This window comes from Nocardioides pymetrozini, from assembly GCF_046058985.1.
In the GTDB taxonomy this organism is placed as follows: Bacteria; Actinomycetota; Actinomycetes; order Propionibacteriales; family Nocardioidaceae; genus Nocardioides.
This window is the reverse complement of the sequence record NZ_CP175556.1, coordinates 269564-288907: the sequence shown is the minus strand read 5'-3', so window position 1 is coordinate 288907 and position 19344 is coordinate 269564. Positions and strand designations below refer to the sequence as shown.

Annotated in this window: 19 protein-coding genes; 11 read left to right on the top strand and 8 right to left on the bottom strand. The window is 73.4% G+C overall.

What is annotated here, in order from left to right:
- Nucleotides 1-265 precede the first annotated feature (265 nt).
- On the top strand, nucleotides 266-1564 hold the full coding sequence (gene lysA / locus ACJ5H2_RS01380; protein ID WP_408897773.1) for a diaminopimelate decarboxylase: 1299 nt from the start codon (nucleotides 266-268) through the stop codon (nucleotides 1562-1564).
- A 69-nt stretch (nucleotides 1565-1633) separates the two neighbouring features.
- Here the strand turns inward: lysA and ACJ5H2_RS01375 are convergent, their stop codons facing one another.
- Together ACJ5H2_RS01375 and ACJ5H2_RS01370 are read right to left on the bottom strand one after the other, a co-directional pair.
- A complete protein-coding gene (locus tag ACJ5H2_RS01375) occupies nucleotides 1634-2296 on the bottom strand; it encodes a GTP pyrophosphokinase family protein (protein WP_408897772.1) in 663 nt (220 codons plus the stop codon).
- Nucleotides 2297-2374: 78 nt separating this feature from the next.
- Nucleotides 2375-3916 carry a S8 family peptidase gene (locus ACJ5H2_RS01370; protein WP_408897771.1) on the bottom strand — a complete coding sequence of 514 codons (1542 nt, stop codon included), beginning with the start codon at nucleotides 3914-3916 and terminating at the stop codon, nucleotides 2375-2377.
- A 130-nt stretch (nucleotides 3917-4046) separates the two neighbouring features.
- On the opposite strand from ACJ5H2_RS01370, the gene ACJ5H2_RS01365 reads away from it, so the two are divergent.
- Complete coding sequence (locus tag ACJ5H2_RS01365) at nucleotides 4047-4631, top strand: phosphatase PAP2 family protein (RefSeq protein WP_408897770.1); 585 nt, start codon at nucleotides 4047-4049, stop codon at nucleotides 4629-4631.
- A gap of 37 nt (nucleotides 4632-4668) precedes the next feature.
- Here the strand turns inward: ACJ5H2_RS01365 and ACJ5H2_RS01360 are convergent, their stop codons facing one another.
- Nucleotides 4669-5337 (bottom strand): TetR/AcrR family transcriptional regulator, encoded by a 669-nt coding sequence (locus tag ACJ5H2_RS01360; protein ID WP_408897769.1) that lies wholly within the window; start codon nucleotides 5335-5337, stop codon nucleotides 4669-4671.
- A gap of 49 nt (nucleotides 5338-5386) precedes the next feature.
- Here ACJ5H2_RS01360 and ACJ5H2_RS01355 point away from each other — a divergent pair, with 49 nt between their 5' ends.
- The 5 genes from ACJ5H2_RS01355 to ACJ5H2_RS01335 all read left to right on the top strand — a co-directional run bounded on the left by ACJ5H2_RS01355 (nucleotide 5387) and on the right by ACJ5H2_RS01335 (nucleotide 10433).
- Complete coding sequence (locus ACJ5H2_RS01355; protein ID WP_408897768.1) at nucleotides 5387-6982, top strand: acyl-CoA carboxylase subunit beta; 1596 nt, start codon at nucleotides 5387-5389, stop codon at nucleotides 6980-6982.
- Entirely contained in the window at nucleotides 6979-7257 is a 279-nt protein-coding gene (locus ACJ5H2_RS01350) for an acyl-CoA carboxylase subunit epsilon (protein WP_408897767.1), read from the top strand. The genes ACJ5H2_RS01355 and ACJ5H2_RS01350 overlap by 4 nt, the downstream gene beginning before the upstream one ends.
- Before the next feature lie 38 nt (nucleotides 7258-7295).
- Nucleotides 7296-9068, top strand: a complete 1773-nt coding sequence (locus tag ACJ5H2_RS01345; RefSeq protein WP_408899674.1) for an acetyl/propionyl/methylcrotonyl-CoA carboxylase subunit alpha — start codon at nucleotides 7296-7298, stop codon at nucleotides 9066-9068.
- 160 nt (nucleotides 9069-9228) lie between these two features.
- A complete protein-coding gene (locus tag ACJ5H2_RS01340) occupies nucleotides 9229-9759 on the top strand; it encodes a gamma carbonic anhydrase family protein (protein WP_408897766.1) in 531 nt (176 codons plus the stop codon).
- A gap of 8 nt (nucleotides 9760-9767) precedes the next feature.
- Nucleotides 9768-10433: a hypothetical protein gene (locus ACJ5H2_RS01335; RefSeq protein WP_408897765.1), complete on the top strand. Its 666-nt coding sequence runs from the start codon at nucleotides 9768-9770 to the stop codon at nucleotides 10431-10433.
- Here ACJ5H2_RS01335 and ACJ5H2_RS01330 read toward each other — a convergent pair.
- The gene (locus tag ACJ5H2_RS01330) at nucleotides 10426-11598 is read right to left on the bottom strand and encodes an acyl-CoA dehydrogenase family protein (RefSeq protein ID WP_408897764.1); all 1173 of its coding nucleotides are present in this window, start codon (nucleotides 11596-11598) and stop codon (nucleotides 10426-10428) included. The two genes, ACJ5H2_RS01335 and ACJ5H2_RS01330, sit on opposite strands and share 8 nt — an antisense overlap.
- A gap of 82 nt (nucleotides 11599-11680) precedes the next feature.
- On the opposite strand from ACJ5H2_RS01330, the gene ACJ5H2_RS01325 reads away from it, so the two are divergent.
- From ACJ5H2_RS01325 to ACJ5H2_RS01310, 4 genes are read left to right on the top strand one after another with little or no spacing between them, the layout of a single operon-like run.
- A complete protein-coding gene (locus ACJ5H2_RS01325; protein WP_408897763.1) occupies nucleotides 11681-12274 on the top strand; it encodes a TetR/AcrR family transcriptional regulator in 594 nt (197 codons plus the stop codon).
- Nucleotides 12275-12276: 2 nt separating this feature from the next.
- Nucleotides 12277-13032 (top strand): alpha/beta hydrolase family protein, encoded by a 756-nt coding sequence (locus ACJ5H2_RS01320; RefSeq protein ID WP_408897762.1) that lies wholly within the window; start codon nucleotides 12277-12279, stop codon nucleotides 13030-13032.
- 53 nt (nucleotides 13033-13085) lie between these two features.
- Complete coding sequence (locus tag ACJ5H2_RS01315) at nucleotides 13086-13571, top strand: DUF4383 domain-containing protein (protein WP_408897761.1); 486 nt, start codon at nucleotides 13086-13088, stop codon at nucleotides 13569-13571.
- Entirely contained in the window at nucleotides 13568-13774 is a 207-nt protein-coding gene (locus tag ACJ5H2_RS01310) for a hypothetical protein (RefSeq protein WP_408897760.1), read from the top strand. The genes ACJ5H2_RS01315 and ACJ5H2_RS01310 overlap by 4 nt, the downstream gene beginning before the upstream one ends.
- A gap of 58 nt (nucleotides 13775-13832) precedes the next feature.
- Here ACJ5H2_RS01310 and ACJ5H2_RS01305 read toward each other — a convergent pair whose 3' ends face one another.
- The 4 genes from ACJ5H2_RS01305 to ACJ5H2_RS01290 all read right to left on the bottom strand — a co-directional run bounded on the left by ACJ5H2_RS01305 (nucleotide 13833) and on the right by ACJ5H2_RS01290 (nucleotide 19297).
- Nucleotides 13833-15032 carry an acyl-CoA dehydrogenase family protein gene (locus ACJ5H2_RS01305; RefSeq protein WP_408897759.1) on the bottom strand — a complete coding sequence of 400 codons (1200 nt, stop codon included), beginning with the start codon at nucleotides 15030-15032 and terminating at the stop codon, nucleotides 13833-13835.
- Complete coding sequence (locus ACJ5H2_RS01300; protein ID WP_408897758.1) at nucleotides 15029-16237, bottom strand: CaiB/BaiF CoA transferase family protein; 1209 nt, start codon at nucleotides 16235-16237, stop codon at nucleotides 15029-15031. The genes ACJ5H2_RS01305 and ACJ5H2_RS01300 overlap by 4 nt, the downstream gene beginning before the upstream one ends.
- A complete protein-coding gene (locus ACJ5H2_RS01295; RefSeq protein WP_408897757.1) occupies nucleotides 16234-17718 on the bottom strand; it encodes an aldehyde dehydrogenase family protein in 1485 nt (494 codons plus the stop codon). The genes ACJ5H2_RS01300 and ACJ5H2_RS01295 overlap by 4 nt, the downstream gene beginning before the upstream one ends.
- Nucleotides 17719-17842: 124 nt before the next feature.
- The gene (locus tag ACJ5H2_RS01290; protein ID WP_408897756.1) at nucleotides 17843-19297 is read right to left on the bottom strand and encodes a PucR family transcriptional regulator; all 1455 of its coding nucleotides are present in this window, start codon (nucleotides 19295-19297) and stop codon (nucleotides 17843-17845) included.
- Nucleotides 19298-19344: the final 47 nt, after the last annotated feature.

Here is a 19344-nt window from a genome sequence, read left to right as displayed (position 1 = left end):
CTCTCCGGCGGCGGACTTGAATTCGCTGCAGCGTCGCAGCAGCAGGGGGCGCCGTCCACGCACACCAACGGATTCGATGGTGAGCATCGAGGTGGTTCACACTCCCCGCCGGAGCGCGACATCGCGTTCGCGACGCTCACCGTAGGCGGGGCGGTCCGGCACTGGGACGGCGGCCCGCGACGAGCTCCCGCGGTGGGGCTCAGCCTCGAAAACTGTCAGTGTCGGCACCCACCACCACGCCTCCCGTTCGTCGGAGAATCTGGCCATGCCCGCCATCTCCCCTCGCCTGCTCCCGAGCACCGCCCACGCCTCCGACCGAGGAATGACGGTCGGAGGCGTCCCCCTGCTCGACCTCGCCGACCGGTACGGGACGCCCCTGTTCGTCTACGACGTCGCCCACGTCAGGGACCGGTGCCGGGAGCTGGCGCAGGCCTTCGGGGCCGAGCATGTCTCGTACGCCTCCAAGGCCTTCACCTGTCCCGCGATGGTGTCCGTGATCGCGTCCGAGGGAGTCGGGATCGACGTCGCCAGCGCCGGCGAGCTCGCCGTGGCCCTCCGGGGCGGGATCACCGCGGACCGCATCGTGCTCCACGGGAACAACAAGTCGATGGCCGAGCTGGCCCGGGCCATGGACCTGGGCGTGCGGGCGATCGTGGTCGACTCGCACGACGAGCTCGACCGCATCGGGCTCCTGGCCGCCGCGGGCCACGCCGCCCCGGCAGTCATGATCAGGGTCACCCCCGGCGTCAGCGCGGGAGCGACGAGCGCGGTCCGGACGGCCGAGGAGGACTCGAAGTTCGGGTTCTCGATCCGTTCGGGCGAGGCCGCGGCAGCCGTCGACCGCGCGATCCGGTCGACGTCGATGCGCTGGCTCGGCGTGCACGCCCACCTTGGCTCGCAGATCTTCGACCTGGAGGCCCTGCGGCAGGGAGCCGTCCTGACGGCCCGCTTCGCCGTCCAGCACGGCGCCGAGGCCCTCTCGCTCGGCGGAGGCGTCGGCGTCGCGTACACGGCGAGCATGCCCGCCGGGCCGACCATCGGGGCGTGGGCGGGACTGCTGCGCTCCGCGGCCGCGGAGGCAGGATGGGTCGGCCCGATCGAGGTCGAGCCCGGGCGGCTGCTCGCCGCCCAGGCCGGCCTGACGCTCTACACCGTCGGGACCCTCAAGGAGGTTCCCGGCGTCCGCACCTACGCGGCAGTGGACGGGGGCTTCGCGGACAACCTGCGGCCCGCGCTCTACGGCGCGTCCTACGAGGCCTTCCTGCCGCGCAGTCCGGGTGCGCCGAGGGACCGCTCGGTCCGGCTGGTCGGCAAGCACTGCGAGAGTGGCGACGTCCTGATCCCGGATGCCGCCGTGCCACGGGACCTCCAGGTCGGCGACGTGCTCGCCGTCCCGGTGACCGGAGCCTATGGGTACTCGATGGCCAGTGCCTACAACCTGCTCGGTCGACCGGCGGTCGTCTTCGTGGAGGACGGGACGGCTCGCGAGGTCCTCCGGCGCGAGACGCCCGACGACTGGCTCAACGTCCATACGGACCTGGGGGAGCCGGTCCTCCTGGACTGACCACGTCCGGTCGGGGCGGGCAGCTCCGGTCGGGACGGGCAGCGGTGGCGCCGCACGCTCAGCTGGACGTCACCCGTGCACGATGCGGTGCAGCTCGGCCATCCGGGTGTCGAGCTCGTGGGCGACCCGTGCGGCGGCGGACAGCTCGTCGACGAGGTCGGCCGGCACGTCCTTGGCGTACTTGTAGTAGATCTTGTGCTCGACGCTGGCCCAGAAGTCCATGGCCGCGGTGCGGATCTGCAGCTCGATGGGGACCGTGCGGGCGGTGTCGGAGAGGAAGACCGGGATCTCCACGATCGCGTGCAGGCTCCGGTAGCCGTTGGGCTTGGGATGCGCGACGTAGTCCTTGATGGTACGCACCGTGACGTCCGGCTGGGTGGTGAGCATGTCGAGGACCTGGTAGGCGTCGGCGATGAAGCTGCACACGATCCGGACGCCGGCGATGTCGGTGATCTGCTCGCCGATGGCGTCGAGGTCGAGCGGGCAGCCGATCCGCTCGGCCTTCGCGAGCAGGCTCTCGACGGACTTCAGCCGGGAGCTGACGTGCTCGATCGGGTTGCCGGTCCCGCGGAAGACCAGCTCCTCGCGCAGGATGTTGATCTTGGTGAGGATCTCGTCCAGGCCGAACTTGTAGTTCAGCAGGAAGGGACCGAGCGACCGCTCGAAGGCGGACGGGTCCGCCCCCGACTCCTCGCCGGACTCCTCGTACGGCGGCGCGCTGGTCGTGGTCACGCATCGAGTGTGCCCGAGGGTCGGTGAGCGCCCGCAGGCGCCCACCGACCCCCGGTCAGCAGGCGGTCGGCGGAGCGGTCAGCTCACCGCGTCGAGGGCGTCGACGACACCCTCGCCGTAGTAGCTGTTCTCCTCCGGGGTGCCGACGCAGGGCGCGCCGGCGGTCGTCGTACCGCAGGGGTGGTCGTCGGCCTGCTCACGCAGCTTCGCGACCGTCTGCTCAGGCGTCCAGTCGGGGTGCACCGACCTCATCAGGGCGAGCACTCCCGCGACGTGCGGAGAGGCCATCGACGTCCCGTTCTTGAGGCCGTAGCCGTTGTCCTTCACGACCGTCGACAGGATCGCCGAGCCGGGCGCGGCGACGTCGATGACGCCGAGACCGCGGTTGCTGAACCCGGACAGGCGGTTCTCCATGGTGCCGGCCGGGAAGCGCTGCAGCGACGAGACCGTGACGACGCCGTCGAGCTCGGTCGGGATGTCCTGGCAGGCGTTGTTGATGACCCGGTTCACCGTCGTCCCGTCGTCGGGGCTGGTGGTGTCGGTGGTCTTGTTCGCCAGGTCGTACGACGCGTTTCCGGCCGCCGCCGCGTGCACGACGCCTTGGTCGGTGGACCAGTCGACTGCGCGCCGCACGGCCTCCTTGGCGGCGTACTGGTCGGGCTGGTCCTCGCAGTAGAACATGAACGGGTCGACGTAGTAGCTGTTGTTGGTCACGTCCATGCCGTGCTGGCCGGCCCAGACGAACCCGCACACGGCGTACTCCGGGTAGATGAACCCGTCGTCGTTGACGACCTTCACCGAGGCCATCCGCACGTTCGGGGCGACGCCGACGATGCCCTCGCCGTTGCGCTCGGCGGCGATCGTGCCGGCGACGTGGGTGCCGTGGTCGCTGGTCGTGGGGTGCCAGCCGGTCGCGGAGGTGTCGGGGCGGCCGGCGTCGCTGCAGTTGACCGACGACGCGACGTCGATGTTGTCGTCGAGGTCCGGGTGGTCGGGGTCGATGCCGCTGTCGAGCACGCCGACGAGCACGTCGCGGGAGCCGTCGGTGATCGCGTGGGCCTGGTCCGCCTTGATCATCTGCATGTCCCACTGCTCGGCCTCGCGCGGGTCGGGGGCGACGGCCACGGTCGCCTCCGAGCCGGTGTCGTCGCCCTGGTCGGCAGCGGCCTGCTTGCGCACCTGGCCCTTGCCGGGCCCCCAGGGCGCCTGCACGCCGTCCGGGGTCCCCTCGGTGACCGGCACGGTGCGGGTGGCGCCGACCGACTCAAGCACCTTGCCGGCCGCGGCACGGACGTCGGCGCGGAAGGCGGCGCGGTCGCTGTGGGCCACCACCACGCCGATCTGGGGCCAGGTCTGCACGACCACGCCGCCGGAGCGCTCGACCGCCCGCTCGAGGAGGCGGGTCTGGCCCGGGTTGGCATGGGTGGCGTTGAGGACGTACGCCGACACGACCCCGTCGGGGGTGCTGATCGGCACCGGGGTCGACGGAGGCCCGTCGCCGGCCGCACCGCCGGGCGCGGCGAGGGCGCCGGATCCGGTCACGGACAGGCCGGCCAGGGTGAGGCCGGTCGCGACCGTGAGGGTGGCGGCTCGGAGCCGCCGGTTGAAGCGCTGAGGCATGGATCAACCTTTCCGAGAGGAGAGGCGCGGGATGTGCGCCAGGTCACATCCTCACACCGGCGGGCCGAGTTGTCGCCGGCGACCCGGGGTACCGCCGCGTCGTGGAGGGACGTGCGGAGGAGCCGGCGAGGTGACGCGGCGGGGAGATCGGACCGTGGCCGCGGCGGCCGTGGCGACCTACAGCCTGCTCTGCCTGCGCCATCGCGCCCGGCCGGGTCACCGGGAGGAGCGTGCCTTCCGGCGGGTCAATGCGCGCTCCGACCGACCGTGGCTGCGGCTGCCCCAGCAGCTCGGCACGCCGTGGACGCTGCCCGCGACCGCCCTCGTGCTCGCCCGACGCGGGCGGTGGCCGTGGGCGCTGGCGGCCCTCCTGGCGTTGCCCACCGAGAAGGCCGCCGAGGTCGCGACGAAGAAGCTCGTGCGGCGGCCGCGTCCGGCGGCGACGGTCGGGACGGAGGTACGCGACGACGCCCCGACCGACGGGCCCGGGCAGCCGTCGGGACATGCCGCCATCGCCGCGGCCGCGAGCTATCTGCTCGCCCGGGGCACCGGCTCCGGGACACTGGGCCTGCTCGGGGCGGGCGGCACCGCCCTCACGTCGTACGTGCGGGTGCACCAGGGCGCCCATTGGCCGGCCGACGTCGCGGCGGGCGTGACCCTGGGCGTGGCCGTCGCCGCCACCCTCGCGTCGGTGGTCGCCGCGGACGAGTCGTAGCCCCGCCCCGCTCGCCGGCAGCCCACGGGCACGCGGCTCAGAGCGCCCGGAGCTGCTCCGCGACGGCGTCGAGATCCTGGTCGGTGCGCACGACGACGACCGCCCGCGTGCCCGACGGCGGCGCGAAGAGCGCGTTCACCTGCGCCATCGCCTCGTCGATCTCCATGTGCGGGTCCGCGCACTCCTCGCGCAGCCAGCGGCGCAGGACCCGGTTGTGGGCGGCGACCACGGCGGCGGCCATCAGCTCGCCGCGCCGCTCGGACTCCTCCGAGCCGTCGCCCCACGCGCTGATGTACTGCCGGAACAGCTGCTGGTAGCGCGAGCCGCTGATCAGCTCCCGCTCCCGCAGGGCGGGGACGGTCGAGGTGAGCCGGTAGCGGCGGCGGGCCAGGGGCCCCTCGGCGATGTAGTGGAAGAGGACCACGCGCACGGCGTCCGACACGGCGAGGATCGCGCTCTTCTGGGTCGACGCGGCGAGCCGCTCCTCGACCGCCGCGAGGATCGCGTCGTGGTCGGGGAAGATCACCATCTCCTTGGACCCGAACAGCCGGAAGAACGAGCTGCGGCTGACCCCGGCCGCGGTCGCGATGTCGTCGACGCTGGTCTCGTCGTACCCGTTCTCGGCGAAGAGCCGGAAGGCGGCGTCGACGATGGCCGCGGAGGGGCTGCGCGCGCCCCGCCGGTCGTCCTCGCGCGATTGCGTCACACCGCACCCCCCTTGTGAACTCCAGTATCAATGGATGATACTCAGTTTCATGACCGAGATCGACCTGCACACGACCGCGGGCAAGCTGGCGGACCTCGACCGCCGCACCGACGAGGCCGTGCACGCTCCCGCCGCGAAGGCGCAGGAGAAGCAGCACGCCAAGGGACGCAAGACGGCGCGCGAGCGCATCGAGCTGCTCTTCGACGAGGGCAGCTTCGTCGAGCTCGACGAGTTCGCCCGGCACCGCTCCACCGCCTTCGGCCTCGAGAAGACCCGCCCGTACGGCGACGGCGTGATCACCGGCTACGGCACCATCGACGGCCGCCAGGTCTGCGTCTTCTCCCAGGACTTCACCGTCTTCGGCGGCTCCCTCGGCGAGGTCTACGGCGAGAAGATCACCAAGGTCATGGACCTCGCGATCAAGTCCGGCTGCCCGATCATCGGCATCAACGAGGGCGCCGGCGCCCGGATCCAGGAGGGCGTGGTCTCCCTCGGCCTCTACGGCGAGATCTTCAAGCGCAACGTCCACGCCTCCGGCGTGATCCCGCAGATCTCCCTGATCATGGGCAACTGCGCGGGCGGCCACGTGTACTCGCCGGCCGTCACGGACTTCACGATCATGGTCGACCAGACCTCCGCCATGTTCATCACCGGGCCCGACGTCATCAAGACCGTCACCGGCGAGAACATCTCGATGGAGGAGCTCGGCGGGGCCCGGGCGCACAACACCAAGTCCGGCAACGCGCACTACATGGCCTCCGACGAGGAGGACGCGCTCGAGTACGTCAAGGCGCTGCTGTCGTTCCTCCCGCAGAACAACCTCGACGAGCCGCCGGCGTACGACGAGGGTGCCGACCTCGAGCCCACGGCCGAGGACCTCGCGCTCGACACCCTGATCCCGGACTCGCCGAACCAGCCCTACGACATGCACGACGTCATCACGACGATCCTCGACGACGGCGACTTCCTCGAGGTGCAGCCGCTGTTCGCGCCGAACATCATCGTCGGCTACGGCCGCGTCGAGGGCCGCTCGGTCGGCGTCGTGGCCAACCAGCCGATGCAGTTCGCCGGCACCCTCGACATCGACGCCTCCGAGAAGGCGGCGCGCTTCGTGCGGTTCTGCGACGCGTTCAACATCCCGGTGCTCACCTTCGTCGACGTCCCCGGCTTCCTGCCGGGCGTCGACCAGGAGCACCTCGGCATCATCCGCCGCGGCGCCAAGCTGATCTACGCCTACGCCGAGGCGACCGTGCCGCTGGTCACGATCATCACGCGCAAGGCCTACGGCGGCGCCTACGACGTCATGGGCTCCAAGCACCTCGGCGCCGACATCAACCTGTCGTGGCCGACCGGCCAGATCGCCGTGATGGGCGCCCAGGGCGCCGCGAACATCGTGCACCGGCGGACTCTCAACGAGCTCGCGGCCAGCGGCGCCTCCGCCGACCAGGTCGAGGCGCGGCGCGCGGAGCTGATCGACGAGTACGAGACCACGCTGGCCAACCCGTACATCGCGGCCGAGCGCGGCTACGTCGACGGCGTCATCAAGCCGTCCGAGACGCGCGCCGAGGTGGTCAAGGCGCTGCGCCTGCTGCGCAACAAGCGCGAGACGCTGCCGCCCAAGAAGCACGGGAACATCCCGCTGTGAGCGCGCCCGAGCAGGTGTCCGACGTGGAGCCCGAGCAGGAGACGGCGCAGGACCCGGTGCCCGCCGCTCCGCTGCTGCGGGTCCTCACCCCCGGCACCACCCCGGAGGAGGTGGCCGCGATCGTCGCGGTGCTCTCCGCCCTCGGCGGTGGCGCCCCGGCGCCCGAGGCGCCACGCTCGGAGTGGACCAACCCGGCCCGCCGCCTGCGCTCCACCGCCAGCACCCACCCGATCCCCGGACGCGGCGCCTGGCGCGCCAGCGCCCTGCCCCGCTGACCCCGCGTCACGTCGAACTGGAAGGCCAAGCAATGTCGTTGAAGAAGGTCCTCATCGCCAACCGTGGCGAGATCGCGGTGCGGGTCATCCGTGCCGCCAAGGACGCGGGCATCGGATCCGTCGCGGTGTACGCCGAGCCCGACGCCAACGCCCTGTTCGTCCGCCTGGCCGACGAGGCCTACTCCCTGGGCGGCGCCACCCCTGCGGAGACCTACCTCGACATCGCCAAGATCGTCGAGGTCGCCAAGCAGTCGGGTGCCGACTCGGTGCACCCCGGCTACGGCTTCCTCGCCGAGAACGCCGAGTTCGCGCAGGCGGTGATCGACGCCGGCCTGATCTGGATCGGCCCGTCGCCCGCCGCCATCGACGCGCTCGGCGACAAGGCGAAGGCCAAGCAGATCGCGCTCGCGGCGGGCGCGCCGCTCGCGCCCGGTCTCAAGGACCCGGTCAAGGACGCCGACGAGATCGTCGCGTTCGCCAAGGAGCACGGCCTCCCCGTGGCGATCAAGGCCGTCTTCGGCGGCGGTGGCCGTGGCCTCAAGGTCGCCCGCACCCTGGAGGAGATCCCGGACCTCTACGAGTCCGCCGTGCGCGAGGCCATCGGCGCCTTCGGCCGCGGCGAGTGCCTGGTCGAGAAGTTCCTCGACAAGCCGCGCCACGTCGAGACCCAGTGCCTGGCCGACCAGCACGGCAACGTCGTGGTGGTCTCCACCCGGGACTGCTCGCTGCAGCGACGCCACCAGAAGCTGGTCGAGGAGGCGCCCGCGCCGTTCCTCACCGACGAGCAGAACGCGCGCCTGTACGAGTCCTCGAAGGCGATCCTGCGCGAGGCCGGGTACGTCGGCGCCGGCACCTGCGAGTTCCTGGTCGCCGCCGACGGCACCATCTCCTTCCTCGAGGTCAACACCCGCCTGCAGGTCGAGCACTGCGTGTCGGAGGAGGTCACCGGCCTCGACCTGGTCCGCGAGATGTTCCGCATCGCCGCGGGCGAGGAGCTCGGGTACGGCGACCCCGAGGTCCGCGGCCACTCCATCGAGTACCGCATCAACGCCGAGGACGGCGGCAACAACTTCATGCCGGCCCCCGGCACCCTGACCAAGTGGAACCCGCCGCAGGGGCCGGGCGTGCGCGTCGACGGCGGCTACGAGGTCGGCGAGACCGTGCCCGGGGCGTTCGACTCGCTCATCGCCAAGCTCATCGTCACCGGCAGCACCCGCACCCAGGCGATCGAGCGCTCCCGCCGGGCGCTCTCGGAGTTCGAGGTCGACGGCATGCCGACCGCGATCACCTTCCACGAGGTCATCGTCGACGACCCCGCCTGGGTGGGGGCGTCCAACCCGACCGGCGAGGGCTCCTTCGACGTCTACACGACCTGGATCGAGACGGACTTCGACAACCAGATCACGCCCTACGGAGGCGCCGCTGGTGAGGCCGAGGAGGCCGGCGAGAAGCAGAAGGTCGTCGTCGAGGTCGGTGGCAAGCGGATCGAGGTCGTCCTCCCGGCCGGCCTGGGCGGTCTCGGTGGCGGTGTCGCCGCGGGTGGCGCCAAGAAGCCGAAGCGTGCCGGCGGCAAGAAGGCCGGCGCCGCCGCGTCGGGCGACTCGGTCGCCTCGCCGATGCAGGGCACCATCGTCAAGGTCGCCGTCGAGGAGGGCCAGGAGGTCGCGGAGGGCGACGTCGTGGTGGTCCTCGAGGCGATGAAGATGGAGCAGCCGCTCAAGGCGCACAAGGCCGGCACGATCACCGGCCTGTCCGCCGAGGTCGGCGCCACCATCGGCAACGGCGAGGTCGTCTGCGAGATCAAGGACTGACGCCGACCCGGCAGAACCCGGCTCCGGATCCACCCCGACCCGGCAGAAGGTGGCGCCCCGTGCGTCATCCTCTGCCGGGTCGGGGCGTTTTCGTTGCCGGTTCCTGACGGGTGGGGCACCGGGTGCCGGGCGCCCGCACCCGCCCCCCTACGGTGGGGCCGTGTTCCTCTACGAGTTCGAGGGCCGTCGGCCCCAGGTCGACCCCGAGGCCTTCGTCGCGCCGACCGCGACGCTGATCGGCGACGTGCGCGTCGAGAAGGGCGCCAGCGTCTGGTACGGCGCCGTGCTGCGTGCCGACATCTGCACGATCATCGTCCGCGAGGGCTCCAACATCCAGGACAACTCCGTCGTCCACGGCGCCCCCGACGTGGTCGTCGAGATCGGCCCGAACGCCACGGTGGCGCACGGGTGCGTGTTCCACGGCGACCGGATGGGCGAGAAGTCGCTGCTCGGCAACGCGAGCACGGTGCTGGACGGCGCGTCGGTCGGGGCGGGCTCGCTCGTCGCCGCCGGTGCGGTCGTCACGCCGGGCACCATGATCCCGGAGGGCGTGCTGGCCGCGGGCGCCCCTGCCGCCGCCAAGAAGCCGATCGAGGGCACCGGCGCGCAGTTCTGGGTCGAGACGAACGCGCCGTACTACGCCGACCTCGCCCAGCGCCACCGCAAGGGCGTCACCCGGGTCGAGGACTGACGCCGACGATGACGACGACCCTGAGCGTGCTGGTCGGTGGAGGTCGCGACGAGGCACAGGTACGCCGGCTGCTCGCGCCCTTCGTGGCCGCGCTCGACGGCGGGGAGGTCGCCTGCGTCGTCGTCGACGACGGTGCCGGCGTCGACCTCGACCGCTGGCGCGGCCTGCTCGCCGACGCGGCGACCGTCCGGCCGGTCGTCCTGGAGGCGGGGCGCCCGCTCACTGCCGACGACCTCGCCGGCAGCGCGGGCGTGTTCGTGGCCGGCGGCCTGACCCCCCTGTACGCCGAGCTCGTCGTCCCCGCGCGCACCGCCCTGGCCGCGCTGCCCTACGCCGGGTTCTCCGCAGGGGCGGCGATCGCCGCCGAGCGCGCAATCGTCGGCGGCTGGCTGCTGGAGGGCCGCCCGGTCGCGCCCGAGGACGCGGCGGAGGACCTCGGCGACCTGCAGGTGGTCCCCGGTCTGGGGCGGGTCCCCTTCGCCGTGGACGTGCACGCCGCCCAGTGGGGCACCCTCCCCCGCGCGGTCGCGGCCGTCCGGTCCGGACTCGTGCCCGAGGCACGCGCCGTCGACGAGCACACCGCGCTCGTCGTACGCGACGGCGCGGTCGCGGTGGTCGGCGCCGGGTCCGCCCTGCGGGTGCGCCCCGCGGACCGCGGCGTCCTCGTCAGCTGACGGAGACGATCGCGCCCGCGCCGGCCTCACGGTCGAGCGAGCGGCCGATGACCATGCGCTGGATCTGGTTGGTGCCCTCGAAGATCTGCATCACCTTCGCCTCGCGCATGTAGCGCTCCACCGGGAAGTCCTTGGTGTAGCCGGCCCCGCCGAGGACCTGGACGGCATCGGTGGTGACCTTCATGGCCGCGTCGGTCGCGACGAGCTTGGCGATGGACGCCTCGCGGGAGAACGGCAGGCCGAGGTCCTTGAGCCGGGCGGCGTGCAGGACCGTCGCCCGCGCGGACTGCACGGCCGCCTCCATGTCGGCCAGCACGAAGGCCAGTCCCTGGTGGTCGATGATCCGCTGACCGAAGGACTCGCGCTGCTGGGCGTAGGCCACGGCGCGGTCGACGGCGCCCTGACCGAGCCCGGTCGCGACGGCGGCGATGCCGAGCCGGCCGGCGTCGAGCCCGGCCAGGGCGATTCGCAGCCCCTGGCCCTCCTCGCCCAGCCGCTGCTCCACCGGCACCCGCACGTCCTCGAAGCGGACGGTCGCGGTGGTCGAGCCCATCAGGCCCATCTTGTCCTCGGGCGCGTCGGCCGACAGGCCGGGGCTGTCGGCGCGCACCAGGAAGCAGGAGATGTCGCCGCGGCCCTCGCCGGTGCGCGCCATGACCTTGTAGAAGTCGGCCTCGCCGCCGTGGGTGACCCACGCCTTGGCGCCGTTGAGGACGTACTCGTCACCGTCGAGCCGGGCCCGGGTCCGCATCGCGGCGGGGTCCGATCCGGCGTGCGCCTCGGACAGGCAGTAGGCGCCGAGCAGCTCGCCCGCGAGCATCTCGGGGAGCCACTTGAGGCGCTGCTCGTCGGTGCCGAAGGTGGCCAGGCCGAAGCAGCTGAGCGCATGGACCGAGACGCCGACGCCCACGCTCGACCACACCGACCCGACCTCCTCGAGCACCTGGAGGTAGACCTCGTAGGGGACGCCGCCACCGCCGAGCTCCTCGGGATAGGGCAGGCCGAGGAAGCCGGCCCGGCCGAGCAGCCGGAAGACGTCGCGGGGGAAGGTGCCGGTCGCCTCGGCCTCCGCGGCCCGCGGCAGCAGCTCGTCGGTGGCCAGCTGGCGCGCGAGGCGGAGCAGGTCGGCGGTCTCCTCGGACGGCATCAGGCGGCGTGCGGGCATCGGGTCCTCCGGAACACAATGAGTACTGAAATCGCGGTTTGGGTACGGACCACAGTACCTCATCGCTTGCTAGCCTGCCCCCGTGCAGCAGCCGCGAACACTCCCGCCGCGCTCCCGCCAGCGCCGCGACGCGCTGCTCGACGAGCTGGTCGACCTCTTCCTCGCCGAGGGCTTCGCGGAGTTCGGGATCGGCGAGCTGGCGCAACGCCTGTCCTGCTCGCGCAGCACCCTCTACCTCGTGGCGCCGAGCAAGGAGCAGCTCATCACCGCCACGGTGCGGCACTTCTTCAAGCGCGCCGCCGAGCGGATCGAGGAGCGGGTCGCCGCCGTCCCCGACCCGGCCGAGCGGCTCGCCACCTATCTCACCGCCGTGGCCGACGAGCTCGCCCCGGCGTCGCCCCGCTTCTACGCCGACCTGGCCGGGTTCGCTCCCGGCGCGGAGGTGTACCGCGCCAACACCGCCCAAGCCGCCCGGCGGGTCCGGGAGCTGGTCACGGAGGGCGTCGAGGCGGGCTCCCTGCGCCGGGTCGACGCGACCTTCGTCGGCGCTGCCGTCGCCGAGGTCATGGACGCGATCGGCGACGGCCGGATCGGCGCGGCGACCGGGCTCGACGACGCCCAGGCCTACCAGGCGCTCGTCGACCTCCTCGCCGTCGGGCTGCGGGCGCAGGGCTGAGGGTGCGCCGGCGCGGTGAGCCCTCCGGTGGGCCGGTCCGGCACGCCTACGGCGACGATCCCAGCCAGTACGGCGAGCTCCACCTGCCGCAGGGCGAGTCGCGCGGCGTCGTGGTCGTGATCCACGGCGGCTTCTGGCGCGCTCGGTACGACGCCACTCTCGGTGGCCCGCTGGCCCGCGCGCTCGCCGCGCACGGCTGGACGTCCTGGAACCTCGAGTACCGGCGGGTCGGCACCGGCCCCGGCGGAGGCGGCGGGGCGCCCGCCACCTTCGACGACGTGGCGGCCGGGATCGACCACCTCGAGCTGCTGGGCCTCGACACGTCGACCGTGGTCGCGCTCGGCCACAGCGCGGGTGGGCATCTCGCGACCTGGGCGGCGGCGCGCGGCGAACACGGGTGGCCCGAGCGGGTCCCGCTCACCCACGTCATCAGCCAGGCGGGCGTGCTCGACCTGCGCGCGGCCGACCCGCTCAGCGACGGCGCCGTGCGGGGACTCCTGGGCCATCCGCCGACCGAGGCGGACGCCCGCTTCGACCCCGCGCAGCAGCTGCCGCTCGCCGTACCGGTGTGGTGCGTGCACGCACCCGACGACGTGGACGTCCCGATCGCACTGTCGCGCGACTACGTCCAGCGGGCGGGCGCCGCCGGTGCGCAGGCCCACCTGGTCGAGGTCACCGGCGGGCACTTCGGCGTCATCGACCCGTCGTCGCCGGCCTGGGCGCGGCAGCTGGAGATCCTCGACGTCCTGACGCGCTGATCCGTCGCCGCACCGGACGGACTCGACCGGGGCGCGCGGGGTACTGCGCTGCCATGAACACGACTGCTGCTTCCTCCATCACGTCAACGCGCGTCCAGCAGGGTGCGGCCGTCGTCGCCGGCACCTTCCTCCTCGTCGGCATCCTCGGCTTCATTCCGGGCGTGACCACCCACTACGACGACATGACCTTCGCCGGGCACCACTCGGGCGCCCAGCTCCTCGGGCTGTTCGCCGTGTCCGTCCTGCACAACCTGGTGCACCTCGCCTTCGGCGTCGCCGGCCTCGTCCTCGCCCGGACGTGGAACGGCGCCCGCGCCTTCCTCATCGGCGGCGGCGCGATCTACCTGCTCCTGACGGTCTACGGCCTGCTGGTCGACCGCCACGACCAGGCCAACTTCGTGCCGCTGGACCAGGCTGACAACTGGCTGCACCTGGTCCTCGGCCTGGGGATGATCGCTCTGGGCGTCCTCCTGGCGCGCGCGGACCACGGCACCCGGTCCACCTCCGCGCACGCCGCCGACGGGAGGAACCTCCGATGACCGCCCAGCTGGGCGACCCGGCGGTGGAGTACTGGACCAGCGCCATGGCGTCGGTGCGGGAGGTCGAGCGCCGGCATCGTAGGGCGGGGGCCGGATCGCTGGTGCTGGGACTGGTGACCAGCACGGCCGTCGCGGTGACGGGCTATCTCGGCGCGCACCTCCGCGCGATCCCCGCACGGCGCAGCCCCCGCTCGTCCGGGTGACGCCACCGGCCGGCCGGCTCCGGACGACGCCGGCCGGCCCCGGACGACGTCGGCCGGGTCAGCGGAAGGCCGCGTGCCCCGTCATCGCCTGGCCGAGCACGAGCGTGTGCATCTCGACGGTGCCCTCGTAGGTCAGGACCGACTCGAGGTTGTTGGCGTGACGGATGACCGGGTACTCCAGCGAGATGCCGTTCGCCCCCATGATCGTGCGGGCGGTCCGGCAGATCTCGAGGGCCTCGCGGACGTTGTTGAGCTTGCCGAGGCTGACCTGCTCCGGGCGCAGGGTCCCGGCGTCCTTGCGCCGGCCGAGGTGGAGCGCGAGCAGCACGCCCTTGGTGTACTCCAGGCTCATGTCGACGAGCTTCTGCTGGGTGAGCTGGAAGGCCGAGATCGGCTTGCCGAACTGGATGCGCTGGTCGGCGTACTCCAGCGCCGCCTGCAGCGACGAGCGGGCCGCGCCCATCGCGCCCCACACGATCCCGTAGCGGGCCTCGTTGAGGCACGACAGCGGGCCCTTGAGGCCGCGGACCTCGGGGAAGGCCGCGGACGCCGGCAGGCGCACGCCGTCCAGGACGATCTCGCCGGTCACCGAGGCGCGCAGGGACTGCTTGTGCTTGATCTCGGGGGCGCTGAAGCCCGGCGTCGAGGTCGGTACGACGAACCCGCGGACCCCCTCGTCGGTCTGCGCCCACACCACGGCGACGTCGGCGACCGAGGAGTTGGTGATCCACATCTTGCGGCCCTCGAGCACCCAGTCGGAGCCCTCGCCCGCGACGCGGCGAGCGCGGGTGCGCATGCTGGCCGGGTCGGAGCCGGCGTCGGGCTCGGTCAGGCCGAAGCACCCGATCGCCTCTCCGGCGGCCATCCGAGGGAGCCACTCCTGCTTGTGCTCCTCCGAGCCCCAGCGCCAGATGGCGAACATGGCGAGGGAGCCCTGCACGGACACCAGGGAGCGGATGCCCGAGTCGGTGGCCTCCAGCTCGAGGCAGGCCAGTCCGTAGTCGGTCGCCGACATGCCGGCGCAGCCGTAGCCCTCCAGGTGCATGCCGAGCAGACCGATCGACCCGAGCTCCTTGGCCAGGCCGCGGATGTCGGGCAGGTGGCCCTGCTCGAACCACTCGGCGACATGGGGGTCGATCCGCTCCGCGCACAGCTGGCGGACCGTGGCGCGCACCGCCTTCTCGTCCTCGCTCAGCAGGTCGTCGATGCCCGCGGGGTCGAGCGGCGCGAACGGGGGCAGGCTGGTCGGGGTGCTCATCGCGGGTCCTCCTGGTGGTCCTGGGGGCGTGGGCCCGGTGGTGGGTCGTGCCGAGGGGTGCTCAGCAGGGTGCGTAGGTCGTCGTTGTGCTCGCCCAGCCGCGGCGGTGCGGCGTAGACGGTCAGCGGCGTCGCCGACAGGGTGAGCGGGCTGCGGACCTGGGGGGTGCGTCCCTTCCCGACCTCGACGGTCGGCTCGAGCCCGAGGCGCGTCGCGAGCTCGAAGGCGTCGGCGAGCGTGCCGACCTTGCCCGCGGGCAGCCCGGCAGCGGTGAGCCGCTCGACCCAGGCGTCCACCGTGTCGGCGCCGAGAGCGTCCTCGAGGACGGCGACGAGAGCGTCGCGGTGGGCGACCCGGTCGGCGTTGGTCGCGAAGCGTGGGTCGCGGGCGGCCGCCGGGATGCCGAGGACGTCGGCGAGCCGGGCGAACTGGCGGTCGTTGCCGCAGCACAGCGCGACCTGGCCGTCGCGGGCGCGCAGGGTCTCGTAGGGGGCGATCGAGGGATGCCGGTTGCCCATCGGGCCGGGCGGCTCGCCGGTCGCGAGGTACGCCGAGGCCTGGTTCGCCAGCGACCCGAGGAGGCTGGAGAGCAGGTTGACCTCGACGTGCTGGCCGCGACCGCCCGCCTCCGGCGCGTCCCTGGCCCGCAGGGCGGCGAGGATCGCCACCACGGCGTCCTTGGAGGTGAGGACGTCCACGAGCGCCACGCCGGCCTTCGTCGGCTCGCCGGGCGCACCGGTGATGCTCATCAGACCGCCGACGGCCTGGACCAGGAAGTCGTAGCCCGGCAGCTCGGCACCCTGCTTGCTGCCGAAGCCCGTGATCGACGCGTAGACCACCCCGGGGTTGCGGGCCGCTACCGCGGCGTACCCGAGACCGTGCCGGTCGAGAGAGCCCGCCCTGAAGTTCTCGATCAGCACGTCGCAGCGGGAGGCCAGCTCCACGGCCATCGCCCGGTCCGCGGGATCGGCCAGGTCGAGCTCGACCGACTTCTTCGACCGGTTGGCGCACTCGAAGTAGGAGCTCGACCTCCCGCCCGGCCCCTCGGTCCACGGCGGACCCCAGTGCCGGGTGTCGTCGCCGGTGCCCGGACGCTCGACCTTGACCACCTCGGCGCCGAGGTCGGCGAGGGTGGCTGCCGCGAGCGGACCGGCGAGCACACGGCTGAAGTCGGCGACGAGGAGGCCCTCGAGCGGCCGGCTCATCGGCGCACGCCGTCCACCCGGCGCGGGAGGCGCCAGGGGTTGTCCGCACGGGCCTCCGGAGGCAGCCAGCGGTCCGGGGTGGACTGGAAGGCGACCGGTCGCACGAAGCGGCTCAGCGCGTGCGCGCCCACCGAGGTGACGCCCGGCGCCGAGGTCGCCGGCCAGGGGCCGCCGTGCTGCTGCGCCCAGTTGAACGCGACCCCGGTGGGCCAGGTGTCGACGGCGACCCGGCCCACCCGCTCGCCGAGCAGCGCGACGACCTGGCCGGCCTGCGGGTCGGCGGGTCCGCCGGAGATGACGCTGGCGGCCAGCGCCGGCTGCAGGCGGCGTACGACGTCGGCGAGCTCGCCGTCGTCGTCGTACTCCGCGACGAGGACGACGGCACCGAAGGTCTCCTCGAGCAGCCGGCTGCCGGGCACCAGCGCGTCGAGCGGGGCGCTGAGGACGGCGGCCGGCGCCGCGAACCCGTCCTGGGCGGCGGGGACCTGCGCGACCACCGTCGCACCGGCGGCGACGAGCTCGCCGAGCCCGTCGGCGACGCCACGGGCGATGGCGGCGCTCAGCATGACCGGCGCGGGAGCCGCGTCCCGCAGGGCCACCGCGACGGCGTCCGCGGCCCCCGCGCCCCGCGGGGCGAGCAGCAGGCCGGGCTTCGTGCAGAACTGCCCTCCGCCGAGCGTGAACGAGCCGACGAAGCCACCAGCGACCGCGGGCATGTCCTGCGCCCCGGCCCGGGTCACCACGACGGGGTTGACCGTGCCCATCTCCGCGTACACCGGGATGACGGCCTCGCGCTCGTTGGCGATGCGCCACAGGGCGAGGCCACCGGCCTGGGAGCCGGTGAAGGCCACCGCGGCGACCTCGGCGGCCCGGACGAGGTCGATCCCCACCTGGTGGCCGCTGACCACGGCGAAGGCGCCCGCGGGGGCGCCGGCACGAGCGAGCGCCTCGCGGGCGATCTCCGCCTGGCGCAGGGACAGCCCGACGTGCGCGGGGTGCGCCTTCGCCACGACCGGGCAGCCCGCCGCGAGGGCGCTGCCCGTGTCGTTGCCGAGCACGCTGAACGCGAAGGGGAAGTTGCTGGCCCCGAACACTGCGACCGGGCCCAGCGGCCGGTGCACCCGCACCAGTCCCGGGCTTGCCGCGGTGGGGCCGTCGACCGTGACGTCGAGATAGGACCCCTCGGCCGCCACCTCCCCGTAGAACCGGAGCTGTCCCGCCGCCCGCGCGACCTCGCCCCTCAGCCGGTCGAGGCCCAGCGCGGTCTCGCGGTCGGCGAGCCGGGCGAGCTCCTCGGTGTGCTCCTCGAGGGCGTCGGCGAGAACGTACATCCAGTCCCGACGGACGGCCGGGCTGGTCGCCGCGAGCCGCGGCGCCGCCTCGGCCGCCGCGGTCAGCACGGCCTGCAACGCGTCGGCGTCGGTGTCGGCGACCGTTGCGACGACGACGCCCGTGCGCGGGTCGAAGGAGGACACGCTCATGACGCGGCCCGCATGGACATCGGTGTTCCCTCCGTGGGGTCGGTTGTCGCCGACCCTAGGAGAGCCCCACGGCCACCGTCCTTGGACGTTCTGTCCAAGACCTGCTCCTGTGTCGGCGGAATGCTCATGCCACGCCGCGGTCCCGCAGCGCCAACCAGGCCTCGGCCGCGACATCCGGGTCGTCGAGGTCGAGTGCGAGCAGGTCGACCGCGCGCGCGACCCGGTACCGCAACGTGTTGCGGTGCAGTCCGAGCGCGGCGGAGGCCGCCTCCCACTGGCCGCGGTGCCGCAGCCAGGCCACCAGGGCGGCCGACAGCTCAGGGCTGGCGGCGGCGACGAAGGCGTCGACGGCGCGGGCGACGGTCCGGTGGCTCCCGCGGACCGCATGGAGCGCGCCTCCCGGCTCCACCTCGGCGAGCTCGCGCTGCAGCCGGACGCGCACCGCCCCGGCGCTCTCGACGGCGACCGGACCGGACAGGGCGAAGGCGGACCCGGGGTCCGTGCCGTCGAGGCGTCGCCGGAGGTCCTCGGCCGGACCGTGGTCGTCGGGCAGCAGGAACCACGCCGTCGTCCGCTCGGAGGCGACCCCCAGCGCGCGCGGACACCAACGCTCGACGGCCTGGACCAGCAGCTCGCTGTCCCGGCCGCGGACGACGAGCAGCCCGACCTCGCGGGTCGGAGAGGGGCAGTCGCTCTCGGCGGCGAGGCGCCGGGCGGCCTCGACGAGGCCGAGGTCGACGAGCACGGCCACGCACCGGCGGGTGGCGGCGCGGGCGGACTCGACCTGCTGGCGGCGTACGGCGTCGAGACTGAGGAGCGCCGCGGCGGTCAGCACCACGCGCCGGCGACCGGGATCGAGCTGTCCGCGCGAGCCGGCGGCGAGATAGCCGACCACCTGGCTGCCGACGGCGAGCGGGAAGACGGCCGCGATGTGCTCGCCGACCGGGAACGAGGCCGAGGAGTGGACGCCCGCGACGTCGAGGCGCGCGACCTCGGCCTCCAGCACCCGCAGCTCCTCGCCGAGCTCGGGCGGGTGGACGAGGTCGGCGGCGCCGTCGGCGTCGAGCAGCACCGCCCAACCGTCCAGCCAGCGCGCGAGCCGGCGCAGCACGGACGCGGCCGGGTCGGGCGCGGCGGCCGCCTCGACCAGCGCGCGCTGCACCGAGAGGACGTCGTGGAGCCGCTCCTCGGTCGAGCGCGACTGCGCGGTCCAGTACGCCCGCGAGATGGTGAGGAAGGGCGTCGCCGCCGGTACGACGAGCAGCGGCAGGCCCTGCTCGCGGCAGGCCTCGACCAGCGCGTCGGGCGGGGCCTGGTGCACGGGGCCGAGACCGAGCGCCAGCGCACTAACGTCGGCGGCGCGCAGGTGGGCGACATAGGTCGCGACCGCGGCGGCGTCACCGGGCAGGGCGAGCCCCGTGGTGAGCAGCAGCTCGCCGCCGCTGAGATAGGCCCCCGGCTCGAGCAGCTCGCTGATGTGGACCGCGCTCACCTCGGCCCGGGGCACCGCGAAGCCGGCCGCGGGTGCGAGGTGATGTCCGAGAGCCGAGCACAGTGACGCAATGGTCGGCACGCTCACCGCAGGAGTCTCCCACGGGGGTCGAGCGGCGTCCGACGTCGGCCGCG